Source organism: Paenibacillus sp. H1-7 (genome assembly GCF_022354825.1).
Taxonomy (GTDB): Bacteria; Bacillota; Bacilli; order Paenibacillales; family NBRC-103111; genus Paenibacillus_S.
On the sequence record NZ_CP031168.1, the window covers coordinates 6,623,384 to 6,644,077 of the forward strand.

17 protein-coding genes are annotated in these 20,694 nt (G+C 54.2%); 2 read left to right on the plus strand and 15 right to left on the minus strand.

The annotated features are described in order from the left end of the window. The first annotated feature begins 163 nt into the window (after positions 1–163). Complete coding sequence (locus DVH26_RS29240; protein WP_239628369.1) at positions 164–1,465, plus strand: DUF2515 domain-containing protein; 1,302 nt, start codon at positions 164–166, stop codon at positions 1,463–1,465. A gap of 89 nt (positions 1,466–1,554) precedes the next feature. Beyond that, positions 1,555–2,340, plus strand: coding sequence for an HAD family hydrolase (locus DVH26_RS29245; RefSeq protein ID WP_239628371.1), 786 nt, complete (start codon positions 1,555–1,557; stop codon positions 2,338–2,340). A gap of 142 nt (positions 2,341–2,482) precedes the next feature. Here the strand turns inward: DVH26_RS29245 and DVH26_RS29250 are convergent, their stop codons facing one another. The 15 genes from DVH26_RS29250 to DVH26_RS29320 all read right to left on the minus strand — a co-directional run bounded on the left by DVH26_RS29250 (position 2,483) and on the right by DVH26_RS29320 (position 20,629). After that, positions 2,483–3,268 (minus strand): DeoR/GlpR family DNA-binding transcription regulator, encoded by a 786-nt coding sequence (locus DVH26_RS29250; protein ID WP_239628372.1) that lies wholly within the window; start codon positions 3,266–3,268, stop codon positions 2,483–2,485. A 142-nt stretch (positions 3,269–3,410) separates the two neighbouring features. Then, a complete protein-coding gene (locus DVH26_RS29255; protein WP_239628375.1) occupies positions 3,411–3,866 on the minus strand; it encodes a GNAT family N-acetyltransferase in 456 nt (151 codons plus the stop codon). A 194-nt stretch (positions 3,867–4,060) separates the two neighbouring features. Beyond that, a complete protein-coding gene (locus tag DVH26_RS29260; protein ID WP_239635528.1) occupies positions 4,061–5,740 on the minus strand; it encodes a putative polysaccharide biosynthesis protein in 1,680 nt (559 codons plus the stop codon). Positions 5,741–5,815: 75 nt separating this feature from the next. Next, positions 5,816–6,298, minus strand: a complete 483-nt coding sequence (locus DVH26_RS29265; RefSeq protein ID WP_239628377.1) for a DUF456 domain-containing protein — start codon at positions 6,296–6,298, stop codon at positions 5,816–5,818. 44 nt (positions 6,299–6,342) lie between these two features. After that, positions 6,343–7,083 carry a Cof-type HAD-IIB family hydrolase gene (locus tag DVH26_RS29270; RefSeq protein ID WP_239628380.1) on the minus strand — a complete coding sequence of 247 codons (741 nt, stop codon included), beginning with the start codon at positions 7,081–7,083 and terminating at the stop codon, positions 6,343–6,345. Between the two features lie 18 nt (positions 7,084–7,101). After that, positions 7,102–8,979, minus strand: a complete 1,878-nt coding sequence (asnB, locus tag DVH26_RS29275) for an asparagine synthase (glutamine-hydrolyzing) (protein WP_239628382.1) — start codon at positions 8,977–8,979, stop codon at positions 7,102–7,104. 253 nt (positions 8,980–9,232) lie between these two features. Then, positions 9,233–9,418 (minus strand): hypothetical protein, encoded by a 186-nt coding sequence (locus tag DVH26_RS29280; RefSeq protein WP_239628384.1) that lies wholly within the window; start codon positions 9,416–9,418, stop codon positions 9,233–9,235. A gap of 160 nt (positions 9,419–9,578) precedes the next feature. Next, positions 9,579–10,214, minus strand: coding sequence for an SGNH/GDSL hydrolase family protein (locus DVH26_RS29285; protein WP_239628386.1), 636 nt, complete (start codon positions 10,212–10,214; stop codon positions 9,579–9,581). Between the two features lie 30 nt (positions 10,215–10,244). Continuing rightward, positions 10,245–11,591, minus strand: coding sequence for an FAD-dependent oxidoreductase (locus DVH26_RS29290; RefSeq protein WP_239628388.1), 1,347 nt, complete (start codon positions 11,589–11,591; stop codon positions 10,245–10,247). A 112-nt stretch (positions 11,592–11,703) separates the two neighbouring features. Then, on the minus strand, positions 11,704–13,233 hold the full coding sequence (locus DVH26_RS29295; protein WP_239628390.1) for an extracellular solute-binding protein: 1,530 nt from the start codon (positions 13,231–13,233) through the stop codon (positions 11,704–11,706). Between the two features lie 92 nt (positions 13,234–13,325). Further along, positions 13,326–14,201, minus strand: a complete 876-nt coding sequence (locus tag DVH26_RS29300) for a carbohydrate ABC transporter permease (protein WP_239628392.1) — start codon at positions 14,199–14,201, stop codon at positions 13,326–13,328. Between the two features lie 13 nt (positions 14,202–14,214). Next, positions 14,215–15,180, minus strand: a complete 966-nt coding sequence (locus DVH26_RS29305) for an ABC transporter permease (RefSeq protein ID WP_481857555.1) — start codon at positions 15,178–15,180, stop codon at positions 14,215–14,217. A 341-nt stretch (positions 15,181–15,521) separates the two neighbouring features. Next, positions 15,522–17,351, minus strand: a complete 1,830-nt coding sequence (locus tag DVH26_RS29310) for a sensor histidine kinase (RefSeq protein ID WP_239628395.1) — start codon at positions 17,349–17,351, stop codon at positions 15,522–15,524. A gap of 17 nt (positions 17,352–17,368) precedes the next feature. Continuing rightward, the gene (locus DVH26_RS29315) at positions 17,369–18,988 is read right to left on the minus strand and encodes a response regulator (protein ID WP_239628397.1); all 1,620 of its coding nucleotides are present in this window, start codon (positions 18,986–18,988) and stop codon (positions 17,369–17,371) included. A gap of 219 nt (positions 18,989–19,207) precedes the next feature. Beyond that, positions 19,208–20,629: an FAD-dependent oxidoreductase gene (locus DVH26_RS29320; protein ID WP_239628399.1), complete on the minus strand. Its 1,422-nt coding sequence runs from the start codon at positions 20,627–20,629 to the stop codon at positions 19,208–19,210. Positions 20,630–20,694 lie beyond the last annotated feature (65 nt).

Below are 20,694 nucleotides of genomic sequence, written 5' to 3' on the forward strand. Positions count from 1 at the left end.
AATGCAGTGCTGCAAGCATAATGTACTACGTGAAATCTCTTGGAAAAGATTCAATATTCATTTGCAAAAGCACTCCTATAAGTTATACGACGTGCAACGACCCATTCCTTTATTTGTCATGAAAATCGTGCGGCACTGTATCGGGAAAGGAGGGAAAGCCTCTATGCAGCGCGGAAAGTACAGATGGGGCGTCTCGGATTTGCTGCATAAGCTGGCGAGCGTCCCGCAAGAAATCATCCATTGGGCAAAAGACAAGACGGATACGTTCCTGTACGAAAAGGATCAGCTGGAGCACATCCAGGTCATCCAAATACGGGATGAAGAGGTAGGCATACTGCAAGCACAGCTCCGGGGATTGCTTGATCCGGCGATGTCTGTAAAGGGAAAGTCACTGAGCGACGCGAGCAGCGCTGCCGAATCGCTCTCTGCCGCGGACCAGGAGCTTGTCAGGCACATCCGCTTGGAAACGGCGCGCCGGAACCGCAGCAATATAACGAGAACAGCCGCTTATCTCGACATGTTCACACGCCATCCCGAGCTGCATTGGTCGTTCCTGGCCCATATGGTTTCGCGCAACGGCGGCTGGAATATGACGGACTTGAAGGGCGAGCTGCTTCCTTACTTGCTGAGCACGATACAGCAGGAGCACGTGTACGCCTTTCTCGAACGCGCCAATGCGCTTATTTTCCATGACGCTTACCCCCAGCTTCTGCTGTATGAAGCGAGCCTGAGGGCGGGCAAGCCCAAGTTTCACTGCCTGCGAGGCCTCAATGTATCTTCCTTCATGCTTCCTGTCTGGGAATTATTCTGGGAGCGGCGCGATTCCGCTCTGCTCACAATGGCGCTGATCGTGAACGAGCAGCATTACATAGAGCACAGAGTGGTGCGCCATCCGACCTACCGCACGACCGTGCTGGACACGCTGTTCTTCAACGCGCAATCCAAGCTGCAGCTGAACCAGGTGGTGTTTCCTTATTACGTCGACGGCCGCCTTCGGCTCGCAGGCCTTATTCTGGAAAGCTTCAGCGATTTGCAGGAGCGAATCGAGCTCGGCAAGAAGCTGTATGCCATCCTGTTCGGCATCCCTGTCGTACTGGAAGGGGCTGTGCGCTACGCCGCAGCTCAGCGTCATACCGGCTCCCGCTCCGACTACTTCCCGCATCTGTTCGCCCCGATCCGTCAAGCGCCGCCCGTCCCGAGAGGACAGCTGAAGGAATGGCTTGACGGCTGCTCCCTCCGTCCGGGTGCCGCACCGCTGTACAGCCCCCGTCTTACCGATGTATGGAAAGATCGTCCAGTCGATGAGATCGAACCGGAGGACTGGCTGAGCGCGGAAACTATCGACGCCTCGCTTCGATATCTTGCGTCTGTGGAGCCGCCTTTTTCCTTTGATATGACGCATGAATATTGCTTTGGACTCAATAAAATCGAGCTTGCTGTGCTTGCCGGAGATTTGTGGAGTTAGATAATAATGTTTGTTATTTTGGTTTTTAGTGTTGACTTATGTTGTTTGTTGTTGCAAATTAATAGTAGACTATCGAGAGGATGAGTAGGATGTCTACTACAAAAGCTATTATTTTCGATCTGGACAATACGTTACTATGGGATGAAAAAAGTATAGACGAAGCATTCCAAGCTGTTTGTACTTTCGCAGCGGACCAAACGGGCGCTGCCCCAGAACAGCTTGAGACTGCCGTTCGCGACTCCGCTTCGGAGCTGTTCACTTCCATGGAAATCTATGAATGGGCCAATATGATAGAAGTAACCTATCTGGAAGCACTGTGGGGCCGGTTTGACTCTTGCGGGAACCCTGCGTTCCGGAAGCTTCAGCAGCTTGCACCCGAATACCAGACGGAAGCCTGGTACCGCGGCTTGCTGAAGACGGGCACGGACGATCCGGAGCTCGCCCGGACGCTTGCTTTGCGGTTTGCCGACGAAAGAAGGCGCCGTCCCCTGATTTATGACGATACGTTCGCGGTGCTGGAGCGGCTCAGCGGGAAGTTCAAGCTGCTGCTGCTTACCAATGGCGCGCCCGATCTGCAGCAGGAGAAGGTGGACAGCATACCGGGGCTGGCGGACTTTTTCGCGCATATTGTCATTTCCGGTACTTTCGGAGCCGGGAAGCCGGCTCCTGCCATATTTCAGCATGCGCTCAAGCTGCTGGATGTAACTGCAGGGGAAGCTCTGATGGTAGGAGACAATCTGGATACGGATATTCGCGGGGCTAACGGAGTAGGAATGAGGAACGTATGGATCAATCATCACCGGAGGACAGCGCCTTCCGGCAACCGACCTTCCTATGAAATTACGCGGCTGACAGAGCTGCTGGAAATAGTGTGATATCGAATAAGGAGATTGTCCGTGCAGACAGTCTCCAGCGGGAGTGAGACCCCGTTCAGAGGATAAATACTAAAGGATTAGGTTGGATAGAAATCCATCCGCAAAAAAAGGTTCGGTCAAAGACTTTTGCCGAACCCTCTTCCTATTCGCAGGTCAGCCAGAGAATGCCTTTTTTCTCCAAAAGCCCGTTCCAATCTTTCGGAGCTTCCTGGTCGGACACAATGATGTCCACATCATCCAGAGGAGCGATCCGGGTAAAGGCCTGCACCCCGACTTTGGATTGATCGGCAAGAACGATCACTTCCCTTGCCGCACCGGCGAATTGTCGCGATATATAGGCTTCATTCATATCATAATCGGTCACACCGCCGGCTAACGACAGCCCTCCTATGGACAGGAATGCTTTGTTCAAATAAAACTGCCCCATCATCTGCTCGCACAGAGGACCGGTAAGCGATTGCTGCTCCGGATTCAGCTGTCCTCCGAGCACGATGACTTTGCCCGTAAACCGGTTATGGTTCAGGGCATCCGACAGGTAGGACGCAATAGGCAGCGAATTGGTGAGAATGGTCAGATTCTTTTTGCCGACGATCGACCGGGCCAGCTCCATCATGGTTGTGCCTACATCCAGCGCAATCGTATCGCCGTTCTCAATAAGCTCCGCCGCACGCTGCCCGATTTTCTTCTTGGCATCGACATGCAGCTCGGTTCTTTGCTGGAACGTCGGCTCACCGTGCTCGTACCCCGACCGGACCGCTCCCCCATACACCCGCTGCAGCTTTCCCTCGGATTCCAGCGCATCCAGATCTCTGCGGATCGTTTCTGTAGATACCCCGAGCTGCTCCGCCATGGGAATCACTTTTACTTTCCCGTCGCGCAATAATGTCTGCAGTATAATTTCTTTTCTTTCCTGGCCCAAAAGCGACAAATCGGAACACCACCATCAGCTGAAAATATTTCAAAATTAGTTTCAGTATATCCGATACGGACGAATTTTCAACTATATGGCCGCAAGAAAGGCATCAGACTCAAGCAAACGTCCTTCCTGCTCCGATCTTTCCGTCCCTGGGCTAATTGATTTCGTACACGACCCAGTCCGACCGCTGTCCGCCCATTTTGTTATAAAAGGCTTGCGCCGAATGATTATCGTGAGCCGTTTCCCAAGTCATATACGCGTAATGGTGCTCCCGGACGTAAGTGAGACACGCCTGGAACAGCGCTTCGCCAATTCGGCGGCCCCTAGCATCGGCGGCTACGAACAGGTCGTTCATAACGGCAGCCCGCTTCAGCTGCAGCGTACTGAATGTATAGTAAAGGGTTGCAAAGCCTGATAGCTCCCCTTCCGATTCAGCTACGAACTGCAATCCGGAATCGGGGTGATCCAGCAAATGGACGATGAAGTCCTGAAGCTTCCCGTCCTCCGGAAGCGGCCTTTGGTAGAACTCCATATATTGCTTCATCAGCTCCGCCAGCTGCGGCACATCCTTCCGCTCGGCTCGTCTAACCATGATGTTTGTATTCGGCATATGCAAGTCTCCTTATGAAATAAATAACTCTTATCTTACCACCGGCGATAGCTTATGGGAACATTGGGGTAAGAAAAACCGGAGATACCATAACGTATCTCCGGTAGAGCTTGTTGAGCAACCTATTATTGAAATTTTTGCAAGGTCCCCCGGCGGGATACCTCCTCAAGCCGCTGTTGTTTCCAGACAAATAATTAGCTGCCCTGCTTTTCCTTGCCGCCGCTCAACAAGCGCGGAGCAAAGCGGCCGACCAAGCGCCGGATCGGTCCCGGCATATGCTGCAGATCAGTCAGGCGAACCGTTCTCGTAAGCATGAGCAGTACAGGATAGGCGGCACCGGCCACCGCGCAGATGATAACCGTCTGGAGGAACGCATCCGGGCGCGGACTGCCGAAAGGCGTCACATAGGCTTGGACAAGCCAGTCCAACGCGATGCCGACGGCAGTAATGACGGCCGTCGTAACGATCAAGCCTACCCAGCGGGCGCCGAGCACGCGGAACTTGATCTCCCGGCGCAGCACGCTCAGGTTAATCCACGTCATCACGACGAAGCACAGGCAGGTAGCGGCAATGATACCGTAAATTCCGAGCCATGGAGCCAATACGAAGCTGGCGGCCAGCTTGACCGCAATGCCTGCAATAACCCCAAGCACGAGTGCCCGCATCTTGCCCATCCCCATCAGCACGGCTCCGGACGTCTGCATGACGATCTGGAATATGGCGCTGATGGTGAGCGCGATAATGATAGGAGCCGAGTACGTATCGACGGCTGCCGAACCTTTCGGGTTGCCGAATATAAATTCGTTAATCGGCCCTGCGGCCAGACAAATCAGCAGTACCATAGGCAATCCGCTCAGAATGGAGATCTGAAGCACTTTTCCCGTCTGGTCGGACACCTGCTTCATGTCCTTTTGCGAATAGGCCGATGAAATGATCGGCACGATCGATTGGCTGAGCGCAACCGCCAGAATGATCGGGATTCCGGCCAGCGATTGGGCGCGGCCTACGAGAATCCCGAGAATTTCCCGCGCGCTCTCTTCCCCGACCTGGTCCTTCAACAGCAGCGTCACGATGGAGGAATCGATCGTGTAGATGAGCGTCACCGTCATCGAGAAGATGACGATCGGAATCGACAGCCGGAACAGCTGGCTGTAAATCGTCTTGAAGGCGAGCGAGCTGGTCGCGACGCCTTCCTGGGTCCGGTCAGCGCCGGCGTTCATAGCCGCGCGCTCCGCCGTGTCCGTGCGCCGCAGCCGCAGCGCATAGTACACCATGACGGCAGCTGCGGCGATGCTGCCGATTACGCCGCCGAACGAAGCGCCGGCGACGGCCCACTCCATGCTGTGGCTGAGCAGCATGTATGCGAGCACGACGGAGGTCACGACGCGGAAAATTTGCTCTATGATCTGCGACAAGCCGTTCGGCATCATCATCCGGCGGCCCTGAAAATATCCGCGCATAATGGCGATAAGCGGAAACAGCAGCAGCGCCGGAGCGAGAGCCCGTATCGGCAGCGTCGCCTGAGGGTTCAAAATGCTGTCCGCGTAGTACGGAGCGACCCCGTACAGGAACAAGGTCATGACAAGACCGGCTCCCCCGGCAAACAAAAGAGCTGCACGGTAGATCCGGTTCGCTTCCGCATGGAGTCCGAGCGCCGTTCGCTCGGAAATCATTTTGCTTAGCGCACTCGGTATTCCCGCCGTCGCCACGACAAGTAGCATCGAATACAAGTTAAATGCGATCCCGTAGGCGGCCATCCCGATTTCGCCCAACAGAAAAACAAGCGGAATCCGCTGCACGACCCCCAGGGCACGCGCAACCAGCGCCGCTAACGTTAATATTAACGTACCTTTGACTAGCGAATCCTTTGCCAAGACTTTCCCTTCCCCCTGATGAATTAAACCGGGCGGCAGCCATTTACGAAACAAGCGGCCGTCTCCGCCCGATTACTAAAGCAGCACCCAAATGAAGAACAAAATGATCATCAGAAGCTGCAAAATCACTTTGACCACGAGGCCCGAGAAAAATCCGACCACAGCGCCGACGCCCGCCTTGAACGCCTGCTTCCACTCCGTGCCGACCACCATTTCCCCAATGACGGCACCGATGAATGGCCCAAGCAGCAAGCCCGCCACCGGAATGACGAAGGGACCGAGCAACAGGCCGATCGTGCTGCCGATGACCGAGGCGCGGGTGCCGCCGAATTTTTTCACACCCAGCGCGCTGACCAAATAATCGGCTATCAGAAGAACGACCACAATCGTAGTCTGGATAAACCAGAACCAGAAGCCGAAGGGGCTGAAATCCACCATGAAGCCGTAAACGAAGAACGCCGCATAAATCGCCAACGCTCCCGGGAGAACAGGGTATACCGCTCCGGCCATCCCGATGACAAACAACAAAATAACGATAGTCCACGCCGCTATGACCACAGGCTGTCACCTCTAATCCTTAACATACGAACATTCCGATTCCATCAAGATAATACGTACTTCTCGATAATTTGCGCAACCCCGTGCTCCTCGTTCGTCCCGGTGACGACGTCCGCCAAACTTTTGACGGCATCCTGGGCATTGCCCATCGCTACGCCGAGGCCCGCTTCCCGGATCATCGATACGTCGTTCAAGCTGTCGCCCATAGCAATGACCTGGGACATATCGATTCCGAGCAGCCCGCATACGACATGGAGTCCGCTAGCTTTGCTGACTCCTTTGGGATTGAGCTCGATATTGCACGGATGGGAATTCGTTATCTCCAGTTGCCCCCAGGAAACCAGTTGGTCGTGAATAGCCTTCAGGCTTACTTCATCCTCGTAATAATAACCGAATTTGAGCCACTGCTCGGTCTCCAGCAGCTCCGTCGTCCACCGTTCCTTGTTGTAAATCCCGTTGACGGCATAAGCCCAGTACCATGTATCGTATTTCTGAGCAATCTCACGCATGCTCTTCACGAGCTCCGGCTCGAGAAACGTCCGGCTGTGAAGCTGCTTCGGCGCCGACCATACCTCGCTGCCGTTTACCGTTACAATGGGAGACTGGAGCCCCAGCTCCTCCACATACGGCATCACGTTCGGGATGCCCCGGCCCGTAGCGAACATGACTGTCACTCCGGCAGCGGCAGCCGCTTCAATGGCTTTCCGGTTTTCGGCGGATACCGTTTTTTCCTCGGTCAAGAAGGTTCCGTCCATATCTAACGCAATCAGCTTATACTTCCCCATGCCGTAATTAACCCCTTCCTACAGCGCTTCAGCCAGTGTCGGTTTCGGCAGCTCTTCCATATAGGTTACATGCCATAAAGCGAACATATAAATCGTCCACAGACGGCGCGCATAGTCGCCTTGCCCGTTTTGATGCTTGTGCAGCATTTGGCGGACCGTATCGATGTTGATGTAATCTTCAATGCCGCTGGCGGCGATTTGCTCCACAATCACCTTGCCCTGATTGCCCTTCACCCAATCGCGGAGCGGAACAGGGAATCCGAGCTTCGGCCGGTTCAGGATGAAATCGGGAATGATCCCTTCCATCGCCTTGCGGAAAATATATTTGGTCGTGCCTTCGGCAATCCGGTAGCGTGCAGGGATTTTCCTTGCTATCTCGTACAGCTCGACGTCCAGGAACGGTACGCGAAGCTCCAGAGAATGAGCCATCGTCATTTTGTCGGCCTTCATCAGAATGTCGCCTGGCAGCCACAGATTCATATCGATATACTGCATCCGCGTCACCGGATCGAGATGGCGGGTTTTATCGTAAAAGCGCTTCGCAATGGCCCACGGGTTGGTGTAGCTGCTCAGCATCTCCTTGTCGATGCGGACGACCTCCGCCTTCATCTCTTCGGTAAAAATTTTCGCGTTGCCGAGGAAACGTTCCTCCAGCGGCGTTGTACCGCGCAGCACATAGTTGCGGCCGTACAGCCCGCTAGGCAGCATTCTGGCTATCGCATGCAAAATCCGCTTGAGACCGTGCGGGAGCCGTTCGATAGGCTGCAGCGACTGAGGCTCGCAGTAGATCCGGTAGCCGCCGAACAGCTCGTCGGCGCCTTCACCCGACAGAACAACCGTTACCTGCTCGCGGGCAAGCTGCGCAACGTGATACAGCGCGATGGCTGATGGGTCCGCAACCGGCTCATCCTGATGCCATACGGCTTTGGGAAGAGTGTCGAAGAAATCCTGCTGCGTAATGATTTTGGAAAAATGCTCCGTATCCAACGCAGAAGCCGTTTGACGCGCGATCTCCGTCTCGTTGTTCGGGCCCTCGAATCCTACCGAGAACGTACGAATCGGCTCGATCGAACGCATATGCGTAGCAATCGCGGTAGAGTCGATGCCGCTCGACAGGAAACAGCCGCGCTCCACATCGCTTTGCATATGATGGATGACCGAGTCCTTCAGGCCTTCGCGGATCTGCTCGACGTAATAGTCGAACGGGCGCTCCTCCGGCTCGAACATCGGATCCCAGTAACGCTGGATCGACATCTCACCTTCGTATGTTATCTTGATCGTGTGACCAGGCGGAAGCTTATGTATGCCTCGGAACATCGTATCTGGTTCTGGAACGTACTGGAACGTCAAATAGTTGAGCAGACTTTCCGTATGAATCGTGCGGTCCATGCCGTTGGCCGCAAGCAGGCTTTTAATTTCCGATCCGAACAAGAACCGTCTATGATCCTTATAATAATAGAACGGTTTAATCCCGAACTGGTCGCGCGCTCCGAACAGCAGCTTTTTGCGGCGGTCCCAAATAACGAACCCGAACATACCGCGCAGCTGCTTTACACAATCCTCACCGTACTCCTCATATAGATGGACGATAACCTCCGTATCGGTATGAGTTTTGAACTGATGGCCCTTCTCCTGGAGCGTGTTGCGCAAATATTTGTAATTGTAAATTTCTCCATTGAACACAATCCATACCGTGTCGTCTTCGTTGGCGAGAGGCTGGTGCCCTTCCCGGATATCGATGATGGACAGCCGGCGAAAGCCCAAGCCGATCCGGTTCTCGCTCCAAAAGCCCACATCGTCCGGCCCCCGGTGAACGATAACGTCTGTCATCGCTTTAAGCATCGCATGGGACGGTTCTCTATCTTCAAAATACATCGTTCCGGTAATACCGCACATCGTATTGCTTCCTCCTCAAATGTCCTTACAGCAACGGTTAAAAATAATTCGATAGTATAGTATACCATATTCGCAGCGACTTCTGAAAATAGAGTATAGAATTACGGATAAATTTCATATTGCCAATAAAATCCATATCAAAATAAAAAGAGGAGCTACCGATACATTAGCACCTCCTGCACAGTAATATTATATTAAGGAAAGATTTCACCGTGTTTCTGTATCAATAAGTACTCATTACCGCCCAAACCCTTCAACGATTATTGGAAACGATGATGACGGTTGCGCCAACAACAAGAGTAACTGCAATAACGACGGTAATAAAAACCGTTTCCTCTACGTCATGAACCTGATGCAGCAAATTATAAAAGTACGCTAGTTCAATTAATAACAAGATAATCCAAACGGCAAAATAACGCTCTTTCTTGATCGCAACCATCTCCTTTGAAAAACTCTAAATAGAGACGGAAATTTATGGGAAAATGTTGCGAATACTGCTGTTCCTTAAGCAATAGGCGAACACGGCTGTGATATCTACGTCGCAACCCGGCGCAATGTATCAAACAGCCGCGGCCAGAGGCCACGGCTTGTTCTCTTGCTTACAGCCTTATCAAAAATTCCGCCGCAAGCTCTGCGATCCGCAGATGGCCGGCTTCGTTCGGATGCAGCCCGTCCGTAGTGTACTGCGGCAGCGTCTCTTTCGTAAATCCGCTTATCGCGTAAAGATCGAGGACAGGCAGCGAATACGCCTCCCCGATGTGCTTCACAGCTTCTGCGTAGTCGATCAGACGATGCCCCGCCGCATTGACATAATGAATATCGTAGCCGTCCTTGTCCCGCTGCAGCGGCGTCCAGACATTGATAACGGCCTGCGGATTCCGTTCCATAATATGCTCGACCAGCGTCGCGTAAGCTCCCAGAAACGTCGTGCGGTCCCTTTTCTCCTGCACGCCAATAGGCTTGTTAAGCCGGAAATCGTTGACTCCTGCATAGATCGTGACACAGTCCAGGGACGAATCGATCCGCTCCCCGACGTTTACGGTAGCGCCATAGTCGGTTTCGCCCCCCGCGGTCATAGGACATCCTCCGACGCCGTAATTCGTCACGCTGCGAAAGCCTGCCGCCTTCTGAACATGAGGCTGGTAACCCCCGGCTGCAGTAATGCTGTCGCCGAGCGTCCCCCAGGTTCTGCCATGCCATCTCTTGGATACTTCTTCTTCGCCTTCTACTTGCATAAGTGCAGTTCTCCTTCCCGTCTCCAGCCGTTAGTTCAATAAAGCGCCGTCCGCTTCAAGCACACTTTGAAGCTCAGCCATGTCGACATCGGCGGGAGCAACGCCGTGCTTGACGGCCAGTCCCGCCGCAGAGCCGGCCGCTTGCCCCGTCGCCATGCAGCTTGGCGTAAGCCGGGTCGTCGCCAGCGCTTCGTGGGTCGTAGAGATGCAGCGTCCGGCGGTGAGCAAATTCGTAATCCTTTGGGGCAGCAGGCAGCGGTACGGAATATCGTAGGCGCCGTCTCCCTGCACCCAGGCGGCCGTTACGCCTTTACCCGACGGATCGTGGATGTCGATCGGGTAGCCGCTTCGCGCGATAACGTCGGCGAACCGCCGGCCCTGCACGACGTCGTCGACCTGCAGCGCGTAGACCCCGTCGATCCGCCGCGTCTCGCGGATGCCGATTTGCGCTCCGACGGACGAGACGGACGCACGTTCAAACCCGGGCAGCCGGCTCCGCATAAATTCGGCGACGAGCAGCACCTGCTTGCGCCCGAGCTCCTCCGCTTCGGTCAAGTCCTCGACATCGGTGCCGTCCAGCCCTTGGACGCGGGTCGTATTGACCAGCACCTCGTCGTCCTCGGGACCTGTGAAGAACAGCACTTGATCGCGATTGATCGGCAGGTTCGCTTCCTTCCAGTGCTTGTAGAAGCCGAGAACGCCGGATAGAGGCAAATTCGGCAGCTCCTCGAACGGCGTTTTTTTATAAAACTCGTCGGGATTCTCAAGCATATACTGCTTCACACGCGCCAGATCGACGCCCCTCATGCGGAATTTCATCGTCATAGGCTGGGTCAGCCGGTCGCCGTCTCGTCCCTGCAAGCACGGAGCGCCTGCCAAATAGGCGATATCTGCGTCCCCGGTAGCGTCGATAAATACGCGTCCGCGAACATCGATTTTGCCCGATTTGGTCGTCAACCGGACCGATTGAATCCTCTGATCCTCGACTGTGTCCACATGGTCGATGAAGCTGTGCAGCAGCAGCTTCACGCCCGCTTCCCTGAGCATCTCCAGCGCCAGCACCTTATAATGCTCCGGATGATACGGAGTGATCGTATGCACAAATCCGACCGTATCGCGAACATGGCCGGGAGACGCGCCTCGCTCCTTCAGCCGGTCGATGATTTCCTGCGCGATGCCTTTGATCACCTGCTTGCCTTCCGTAGTATGGAAGGTCATCCACGGGTAGACCAGAGCAGCCGTCGACATGCCTCCGATAAAGCCGTATCGTTCGATCAGCACCGTCCTGGCACCGCTTCTGCCTGCAGCAATCGCCGCGTTAACTCCTGCGGGTCCTCCCCCGCAAACGACAACATCCGCTTCGATAATCGTTCCCATCGTTTCATCCTCCTCTAGTGCAAACAAGCCGACGCCGGGACCCCCCGTGCGCCAGCCTGACTGCATATCATGTTCTTTCTTTAACCGTAAACCGTACCGGCATACTATCCACTTACTTTTTCAACGTGGTATACCAATCGTTCACTTCTTTGAAGCTTGCGTCTCCGCCGGCCGCTTTATATTTTTGCTGGAACGCTTCGAGTCCGCTGATCGGCTCCGCACCGAATATGAGCTTGACCGTGTAATCGTTCAGCATCGTGCCCAACTGCTGGATATTTTTCGAGTACTCCGGCATGAACGGCGAGATGCCGAGCAGATCGACCTTTCTCATTTCGGCCGGCTGCTTCACATTCAGAAACTCCCATGCCTCGAACAAGCGAGGGTCTTTGCGGACGCGCGCCTGCCAATACGTCGGATAATTTTTCTCGTCGACACCCATGAGGAAGTTGTTCGCTTGATTGCGCTCGTCGGTGAAAATCGGCAGGATCGGCATGTAAGCCCCGTCCTTAAACGTATAGTGCTTTCCTTCTTCGCCGATCGCCATCAGCTTGAACGTATCTTTATCCAGCTTGGCGTTGATCCATTTGATTGCTTCCTCCGGGTGTTTGGACGCCTTAGGAATGAAGCTGATCCGGTCGAACCCGGAAGAGGCGGAGATGCCCATCTTGCCGTCCTTGCCTTTCATGGCAGGGGCGTAGGCCATCTTCGCATCCGGCTGATTTTTCTTCAGTGCGTCCGCTACCGTTGGCACGTCGGCCCAGTGCAGCGGAATGACGCCCGCCCGTCCGCTGGAGAACTTCTCCTTCATCGTCGCATCCTTGTTCACGCCGAATTCCTTGTCAAGCAGGCCTTGCTTGAACATATCGGTCATAAAAGCAACATATTCCTTATATCCGGGGTCCAGAACCCGGGGAGTCAGCTTGCCGTTCACATCGTTATACGAATTGGCAAGCCCGAATGCGCCTGAAATATTGACTACGATGGGATCGTCGCCTTTGATGGTCATCGGAATATTTTTATCGCCGTTGCCGCCCGGATCCTTCTCCTTGAACGCCTTCAAAACCGCTACCAGCTCATCCAGTGTTGTAGGCGCTTTCATCCCTACCTTGTCGAGCCAATCCTGACGGAACATGAGGCTGCTTCCCGAAAAAGAAATCGCTGTCGTCGGAATCGCATACAGCTTGCCGTCCACCTTGGCCGCATCGAGTGTAGCCTGGGAAATGGACGCTTTGATGTTCGGTCCGTATTTATCGATAAGCGGACCGAGATCGGTCAGCGCTCCTTTTTTCGCATAATCGGCATAAATCGCCTTGAACTCGCTGCCGCCGTTCGTCGTGATCACATCGTAAGGCTCGGAGGAAGCTATCAGCAGATTCAGCTTATCCTGCGGTTTGTCCTGAGGCAGCATATCGTATTGCACTTTATAGCCTGTTTTTTCTTCAAGCAGCTTGGCGACGGGATACGTGTTGTAATCGTCCTTCTGCCAAATTTGCAGCGATTTGAGCTGCGGCTTCGCTTCCTTATTCCCTCCAGCCGAAGTACCGGAAGAAGCTCCGGATGAGTCTCCCCCTTTGGAAGAGCATGCGGCGGAAGTGAGCGTTAAGGCGGCAAGCGTAACGGCGATCCATTTCTTTTTGTTCATATGAACCCTCCTTGAATTGTCTTCTATGGCTTCAATTTCTTAAGACCGGAATGCCGCTCAGGCGTTCCGACCCATGAAATATAAACCTCGCATCACCCTTTGACGGAGCCGATCAGCACGCCTTTGATAAAATATTTTTGCAAAAACGGGTAAACCAGCAGGATTGGCACCGTAGAAGCGATAACTGTAGCCGCCCGTACTCCTTCAGGAGAAACATTCATCAGATCGTCGACGCTCTTGTTGACGGCCGAGGACGAGTCGGCATCCATAACGATGTCCCGCAAATACAGCTGCAGAGGCTTGAGCGAAGGATCGTTGATATACAGCATCGGATTGAAGAAATCATTCCAATAATACACCGCATAAAACAAGGCGATTGTGGCGATAACGGGACCGCTTAGAGGCAAAATAATGCGGAATAAGATCGTGAACGTTCGCGCCCCGTCCATTTTCGCCGAATCCTCAAGCGCCTCCGGCAAGCTCTCGTAGTAGCTTTTGATCACAAGCATATTGAACACGCTGATCACCGCAGGAAGAATTAACGACCACAAGCTGTTGATTAAGCCAAGATTTTTCATCAGCAGGTAATTCGGAATCATACCCCCGCTGAACATCATCGTGAAGACGAACAGCACCATGATAACATTCATGAAAGGCAAGTGGCGCTTCGACAGCGGGTAGGCCGTTACAGCCGTTATTAGAATCGAAAGTGCTGTTCCGATGACCGTCACCAATACAGAGATGAGAAACGATTGGATAAACTGGTTGGAGGTGACGACATAAGCCATCGTTTTCAGTTGAAAGCCTACCGGAAAAATACCGACCTTGCCCGAGACGACCGCCCACTCCTCGCTCACCGATTTGGAGAGCACATTGGCAAAGGGCAGCAGCGTGGCGACGGCCATCAAGAGCAGCACCGTATAAGAAAACAAATCCAGACCGATGTCGCCGATCGTTTTTTTACGCATGAGTTCTCCCCCTTTACCAAATGCTTCGGTGAAGCAGTTTTTTGCTGAACGTGTTGCCGAATACGATGAGCAGGAAGCCAACGACGGAATTGAACAAGCCGACAGCTGTGCTGAAGCTGTAGTCCATTTTACCGAGACCGACACGGTACACGTACGTCCCGATGACATCGCCGGTTTGGTAGACGACGGGGTTGTACATCGTCAAAATTTGTTCCGTTCCCGCATCGAGCAAATGCCCTATCCGCAGAATGAACATGAGGACGATCGTAGGCAAAATGCCGGGCAGTGTAATATACCACATTTGCTTGATTCTTCCCGCCCCGTCTATGGAAGCGGCTTCATATTGCTCCTGCTCGATCCCCGCAATAGCGGCGATGAAAATAATCGCGTTCCAGCCGACTTCCTTCCAGCCAGCCGTGAATACGACGACGCTGCGGAAATAATCGTTGTCCAGCAGGAACGAAATCTCCTTCATGCCGAGCCAGGCCAGAAATTGATTGACCAGCCCGCCGGAAGGCGACAAAATGTTGATGAACAATCCGGAAATGATGACCCACGATAAAAAGTGCGGCAGGTAAATGATCGTCTGCACCGTCCGCTTGAAAAACATGCGCCGGATCTCGTTCAGCAAGAGCGCCACGACGATAGGAACCGGAAACAGGAGCACGATTTTGTACACGCTGATGAGCAGTGTGTTCGTAAACACCTGGACAAACTCCTCCGATTGCATCAGCTTGCGGAACTGCTCTAGCCCTACCCACTTACTTCCGGCTATGCCGTCGAAAATGTTGAAATCCTGAAACGCGATCACGATGCCGTACATAGGCGTGTACTTGAACAGAAGTAAAAAGATCAGGCCCGGAATCAGCAGGACGTACATCTCGATATGGCTTCGGAACAGCTTCCACCGGCTGTCCCGCTGAGCACGGGCTCTTGCCGCAGGCTTGCTGTCGATATCGGCAGCGGTTGTAGTGTTCATGTTAGCGTCACCTCCGAGTGCTTATAATACGTGTTTAAAAAGTTCGGTTTCAGAACCGAGAAGGTTGGACTTCCCGGCTTCGTTCAAGATTCGATGTCGAGTAGCTTCTCGTTTGACTTCGTTATGAGATAAACCTACTTTCGAGGTATTTCGAAGATGAACGACCGCGTTAAGAAGTAGGTTTATTCGCCAATCAGAATGCCGTTCTAGTTAGCACCCGATCATTCTGATGTGGTCAAAGTGAACTTTTTAAACAACTTCTTATAATGTAATTATAGGAGGTGAGGGTCATCGGCTGTAGATGGTGATTCTATGGTTTCTGGTTCAATCCTATGGAGTTTTCAATTCATCCGGCCAGGACGTATCGCTGTAAAGAGAACATTCACGGTCGTACCTTCACCTGGGCTGGAACGAACCGACAATCCGTATCCTTCACCCGCATATAAACGAATTCGCTCGTTCACATTGTACAGCCCGTAGGAGCTGCCTGTTCCGTCCATCCGGGTCTGCGAATGCGGCTCCGTCAGCAGCCTGGCAGCCTGCTCCTCCTCCATGCCTGCACCGTCATCCGAGACGGTGAGCAGCACATCGCTCCCTTCCCGGCGCGCTTCCACACGGATGGAGCCTTTGCCCCGCTTCGATTTGCGGATGCCGTGAAGCAGCGCATTCTCGACAATCGGCTGCAGCGTCAGCTTGGGCATCATGAAGCCCATGACTTCGGGATCGGCCTCTATGGTAAACTCGAAGCTTTGCGGGAAGCGGCTTTGCTGAATGTCTAAATACACCTTCGCCAAATCGAGCTCGTCCTCCACACTTACCATATCTCTGCCCTTGTTCAGGCTTAACCGGAAATACTTGGCCAAGGCGTCGATCATTTGACTAATATCCGTAGCCCCGCGCCCCACGGCAATCCAGTTGATCATATCGAGCGTATTGTACAAAAAATGCGGGTTGATCTGGGCTTGCAGCGCCCGCAGCTGCGCCTCCCGCTCCTGAACTTTGGCGGCGTACGTTTCCTCCATTAGCCCTTTGACCTTGTGCATCATATGGTCGACACTCCGCTCCAGTACGTTCAGACTCCCGCCCTCGCGAACGTTGTGCTCGTCCAGGCGCTCCAGCCCTTCTCGGTGAATGGCACGAATGACGAGCTGCACCCGCCGGTTCATGCCCCGGATGACGAAGGCAAGAAGCACGAAGACAAGGAGCAGGAACAAGACGGAAGCGCCTAGAAGGATAGCCGCTCCCGAGAACCGGTTCAGCGTCACCGCCTGCCTGGAAATTTCCCCTGCCGGCACTTCCGCAACCAGCTTCCAGTCGGTATTTTGAATCGATGTAAACACCGTGTAATTGACTTCACCGTCTTCCAATGCCTGTTCTATTCCTTCCCGGGACTGTACTATGCGGGACAGCAGCTCCCTAGGTTCAGCCGGCTGCCCGATTCGCGCTTTGTCCGGATGCCAAACGATCGCGCCATTTTTATCGATAATATACAGCGCATTCCGCTTGGACAGCTCGACGCGGCCTAATAAGCTCCCGATCGTTTGCTCATTCATATCGACGATTAGTACTCCTGCGAACCGGTCGTAGTCCGCAGGATCGCGCAGCATCCGCACCGCCGAAATGACGTAGGCATCGTCGCGGTCGATATAATGCTCTTTGTACGTTTCCGTCCATACCAGAGAGCCTCCCGCTTCAAGCACATGCGGATACCAGGGCCTGCCTTTGAGCGATTCCACCGGAAAAAAATTGACTTTCTCCCCGGCATACAGCTTGGAATCGTCGACGAAGAGCCGTACCCGGAATACATTCTCGTTGTTCTCAGCAACCTCCAGCAGCGAACGCAAATTTTTCATGACATCGATCGGAAACACGGAATCGGGCTCGGCCAAATACCGGTACAGGCTGGGGCTCATAAACAGGGAGTTGGACGTATCGCGAACGCGGTCGAGCTGATATTGCAGGTTGATCCCGGTTTGCTTGATCGTCTGCAGCATCGTCCGGGTGACCTCCTGCTCCAAAATCGCCGACGATTTCTGGTAGTACGTATACAGAAGAAATCCGGCGGGAACCAATATGAACACCACATAGGCCAACAGCCAGTTTCTTGCTTCGATGATGCCGCGGAAGAGCGCCGGAAGCTGGCGGATCCATCTTGGGTACCGTTTTTTCATCCGAATCTAGCCCCTTCTTATGTCAATTGGTCCCTGTAGCCACTGGGTGTGAGCCCCGTATATTTCTTGAAAATTTTACTGAAATGGCTCGGATCTGAATAGCCGACCGCTTCGCATACCTCATAAAACTTGTACTGTGGATCGGCAAGCATTTCCTTCGCCTTCTCAATCCGGACCTTCGTCAAATATTCATATACCGTCTCTCCGGTTTCCTGCTTAAATAGCAAGCTGACATAAGTGGAGCTTAAGTAAACGCTCGCCGCCACATCGGTTACCGTAAGATTCTCCGCGTACCTTTGCTCCATGACCGCTCGGATGCGCTCGATCACGTTGCGGGCTTTGCCGCTCCGCTTTTCTTGAATCCGCTTGCAAACGTCGAGCAGATGCTGCTCCAGCAGCAGCCGGACATCACGAATCGTTTCCTGTTTATGAATGCGGCTCCACAGCTCCGTCTCCTTCTTCTCCAGCTCCCTGTCATGTATGTTCAGCTCCAGCAGCAGCCGATTCGACATAAGAATCAGCTCCAGCGAGAAAATACGCCCGTAGTGGAAGCCGTCCTTGCGGTTTCGCGCCACCCTCTCGAACCAGACGTCCAGCTCGCGGAGCAGCGGCTCCGGCTCGGCCGCCTTTAGCGCCGACAAAAACCGTTCGTCCTGAGACATATCGAACCGGTAAGGGCTGTCTTCATCCGTTTCCAGACTATCCATAGTGATGATGCGGTTTTTGCCCAAATACCATTTCCGGTCGGCGGCCTCCCTTGCCTGTGTGTACGACAGCGGCAGAGCGGTAAGCTTATGCACCGGCTCTCCTACGCCGATAGTGACGCTGATTTTCAGCCAACGGGCCAAATTGTCGCGTATCTCCTCGGCCAGCAGGAACAATTGATCTTCCAGCCCGTCCTGTCCGTGCTCCCCGTACACGATGCCGACATACTCGCCGCTGCGGTTCTCAAAGGCGTATCCGTCCATATAGCGGGCGATCAGCTCCCCGCACACATTCATTACGGCATAGGCCAGCAGCTGCTTATCCCGTTCGGAGCGCACCTCGACCACATCCGCGCTGTCGTCGATCTGCACGATTATTACCCAGTAAGAAGCTTCCGCAGGCAGCTTAAGGCCAAGAAAATCAAGCCGGTCCTGTATACGCAGCGGCTGTCCGACCCCGTCACGGATTATGGACATGAGAAATTTCTCTCTTAGCAGCGGCATGCTCTGCGTCAGCTTCACCTGCATATCGGCGATGAGATTCCGCTCCCGCCGCTCCTCCTCCAGCTCACGGGTCACACGCTTCACAACCGTTTCGAGCTCCTGCATATTGACCGGCTTAAAAATATAATCGATCGCATTCACCTGAAGCGCCGATTTCAAATAGTCCGCATCGTCATGTCCGCTGACAAATACGATCTTGGTATGCGGATATTTGTCGCGAATTTCCGTCGACATCCGGATACCGTCCATATGAAGCATCCGAACGTCCGTCAGCACGATGTCCGGCTTGACGCGCTCGACCGTCTGCAGCCCCGTCAGCCCGTCATCCGCCTCATCCACCACCTCGATATCGAAATCGCTCCAGCGAAAATAATGACGAAGACCGTAACGGACATGAGGCTCGTCGTCCACGATGACAAGTGTATACATGCAATACCGGCCCCCTTCATTTATGATAGATACCCCAAGTAAAGCACAGGCACCGGCAAAAGAAAACTGTCATTAATAGGAATAGCCCCGGAGGACGAGCCTCCAGGGACGGATCGGATTTTAGTAGCAAAATGCGGCCAGCCGCGTCATGCCATGATGCGATTTACCTTTCACGTGGTGACCCCGGCTCATCGCTGTGAGGCGGGTGAGGAACCACTTTTACTCATTTTCCTCATCATAGGTGACATGGCCGGCGGCAACCGTGACCCCGCCGTCCGCCTGACCCGGCCGCTCGCCGAGCCATGCGCCCTGCTCTATGAGCTTGCTTTGGAGCTCCCGAATCGGAATATCGCGGAAGCCTCCGCCCGTTACGCTCAGCATCGCCGCCGCCGTTCCCGCCGCCTGCCCCATGGCAAAGCAATTCGGCATCACCCTGAGCGAGCCCTGCACCGGCCTATCGGAGGAGACCGAGCGCCCGGCCACGATCAGATTGGACTTGCCCTGCGGCAGCATGCAGCGGTACGGTACGCCGTGCGACTGCCCTTTCGGCAAATGCTTGATCGTCATCGTACTCGTCGCATTCGCCAAATGAATATCGATGAAATAGGAGTTTCTCGCGATATCGTCCTCGAATGTGCGCATGGACAGGAAGTCGTCCACTACCAGCGTATAGTCGCCGGCGATGCGCCGCGTCTCCCGGATTCCGATCTGATCGCCGGAATGAACGAGATGAGCGTTCTCGAAGCCGGGAACATACTTGCGCAAGAAGCGGATTTGCGTCTCGATCAGCCTGCGCCCCTCTACCGCGGCACGGGTTAAATCCTCCGCCTTCGAGCCGTCGATGCCGAAGATATGGCCGAAGTTAAAGCCGGCCACCGTATCGGATATCCAGGCGATGCCGGAAATGCGCTTGCGCCCGTCCGGCAGGTCGCCGTTTTGCTGCGCCTCTACGATCGTCTTCTCCAGCTGCCCGCCTTGGCCCGTTTCTTGGATGAACCGGTCGAAGCGGCTTTTATCCGCCCCCGTGACTACGTAGCACATGGTGCCCGGCTGCAGCTCGCCCTCCTCGCCGCCTACCTGGAACGGCACACCGGCAAGTGCTGCCAAATCGGCGTCGCCCGTAGCGTCGATATACAGCTTCGCCTGAACGACGGATCGGCCGGTCTTGTTGCTGATGACAAGCCCTTGAATCCGGTCCCCGTCCAGCAGCACCTGATCCGCGAACGTGTGGAACAGCAGCTTCGCCCCGCTCGCCAGCACGGCATCGTCGTAGACGCGCTTCAGCGTTTCCACATCGATCGGAACCCAATCGAGCCGATCCTTGTAGCGGTTCAGGAAATCCGCTCCCGCCGCCTGCTTCATCCGCTCGAGCAGATCAAGGCCGATGCCGCGGATTACCGGCTTTTCTCCATCCGTGTAGGGACAAAACGCAGGCACGAGCGCTGCCGTACCCATCCCTCCCAAATAGCCTCTTTGCTCGATAAGCAGTGTATCCGCTCCGTTGCGGGCCGCTGCCATAGCCGCCGCTATTCCGGTCGGCCCGCCTCCTACCACTACGACATCCGGCGTATAGGATACCGGAAGCTGCTGGGACGGAACGGTCATCGTATTCAAAGACTTTCCATTGGCTGAAATAGACATTGTAAGATCCTCCTTAGACCCGGCTTGGGGTGCTGATACTTACATTATAGTAAGCCGTACGGAGG

Excerpts from the sequence above, each read along its gene's own strand:
- DVH26_RS29240 (WP_239628369.1), top strand. The coding sequence starts at position 164 with ATGCAGCGCGGAAAGTACAGATGGGGCGTCTCGGATTTGCTGCATAAG.
- DVH26_RS29245 (WP_239628371.1), top strand. The coding sequence starts at position 1,555 with ATGTCTACTACAAAAGCTATTATTTTCGATCTGGACAATACGTTACTA.
- DVH26_RS29255 (WP_239628375.1), bottom strand. The coding sequence starts at position 3,866 with ATGCCGAATACAAACATCATGGTTAGACGAGCCGAGCGGAAGGATGTG.
- DVH26_RS29270 (WP_239628380.1), bottom strand. The coding sequence starts at position 7,083 with ATGGGGAAGTATAAGCTGATTGCGTTAGATATGGACGGAACCTTCTTG.
- asnB (WP_239628382.1), bottom strand. The coding sequence starts at position 8,979 with ATGTGCGGTATTACCGGAACGATGTATTTTGAAGATAGAGAACCGTCC.
- DVH26_RS29280 (WP_239628384.1), bottom strand. The coding sequence starts at position 9,418 with ATGGTTGCGATCAAGAAAGAGCGTTATTTTGCCGTTTGGATTATCTTG.
- DVH26_RS29285 (WP_239628386.1), bottom strand. The coding sequence starts at position 10,214 with ATGCAAGTAGAAGGCGAAGAAGAAGTATCCAAGAGATGGCATGGCAGA.
- DVH26_RS29290 (WP_239628388.1), bottom strand. The coding sequence starts at position 11,591 with ATGGGAACGATTATCGAAGCGGATGTTGTCGTTTGCGGGGGAGGACCC.
- DVH26_RS29295 (WP_239628390.1), bottom strand. The coding sequence starts at position 13,233 with ATGAACAAAAAGAAATGGATCGCCGTTACGCTTGCCGCCTTAACGCTC.
- DVH26_RS29300 (WP_239628392.1), bottom strand. The coding sequence starts at position 14,201 with ATGCGTAAAAAAACGATCGGCGACATCGGTCTGGATTTGTTTTCTTAT.
- DVH26_RS29305 (WP_481857555.1), bottom strand. The coding sequence starts at position 15,180 with ATGAACACTACAACCGCTGCCGATATCGACAGCAAGCCTGCGGCAAGA.
- DVH26_RS29310 (WP_239628395.1), bottom strand. The coding sequence starts at position 17,351 with ATGAAAAAACGGTACCCAAGATGGATCCGCCAGCTTCCGGCGCTCTTC.
- DVH26_RS29315 (WP_239628397.1), bottom strand. The coding sequence starts at position 18,988 with ATGTATACACTTGTCATCGTGGACGACGAGCCTCATGTCCGTTACGGT.
- DVH26_RS29320 (WP_239628399.1), bottom strand. The coding sequence starts at position 20,629 with ATGTCTATTTCAGCCAATGGAAAGTCTTTGAATACGATGACCGTTCCG.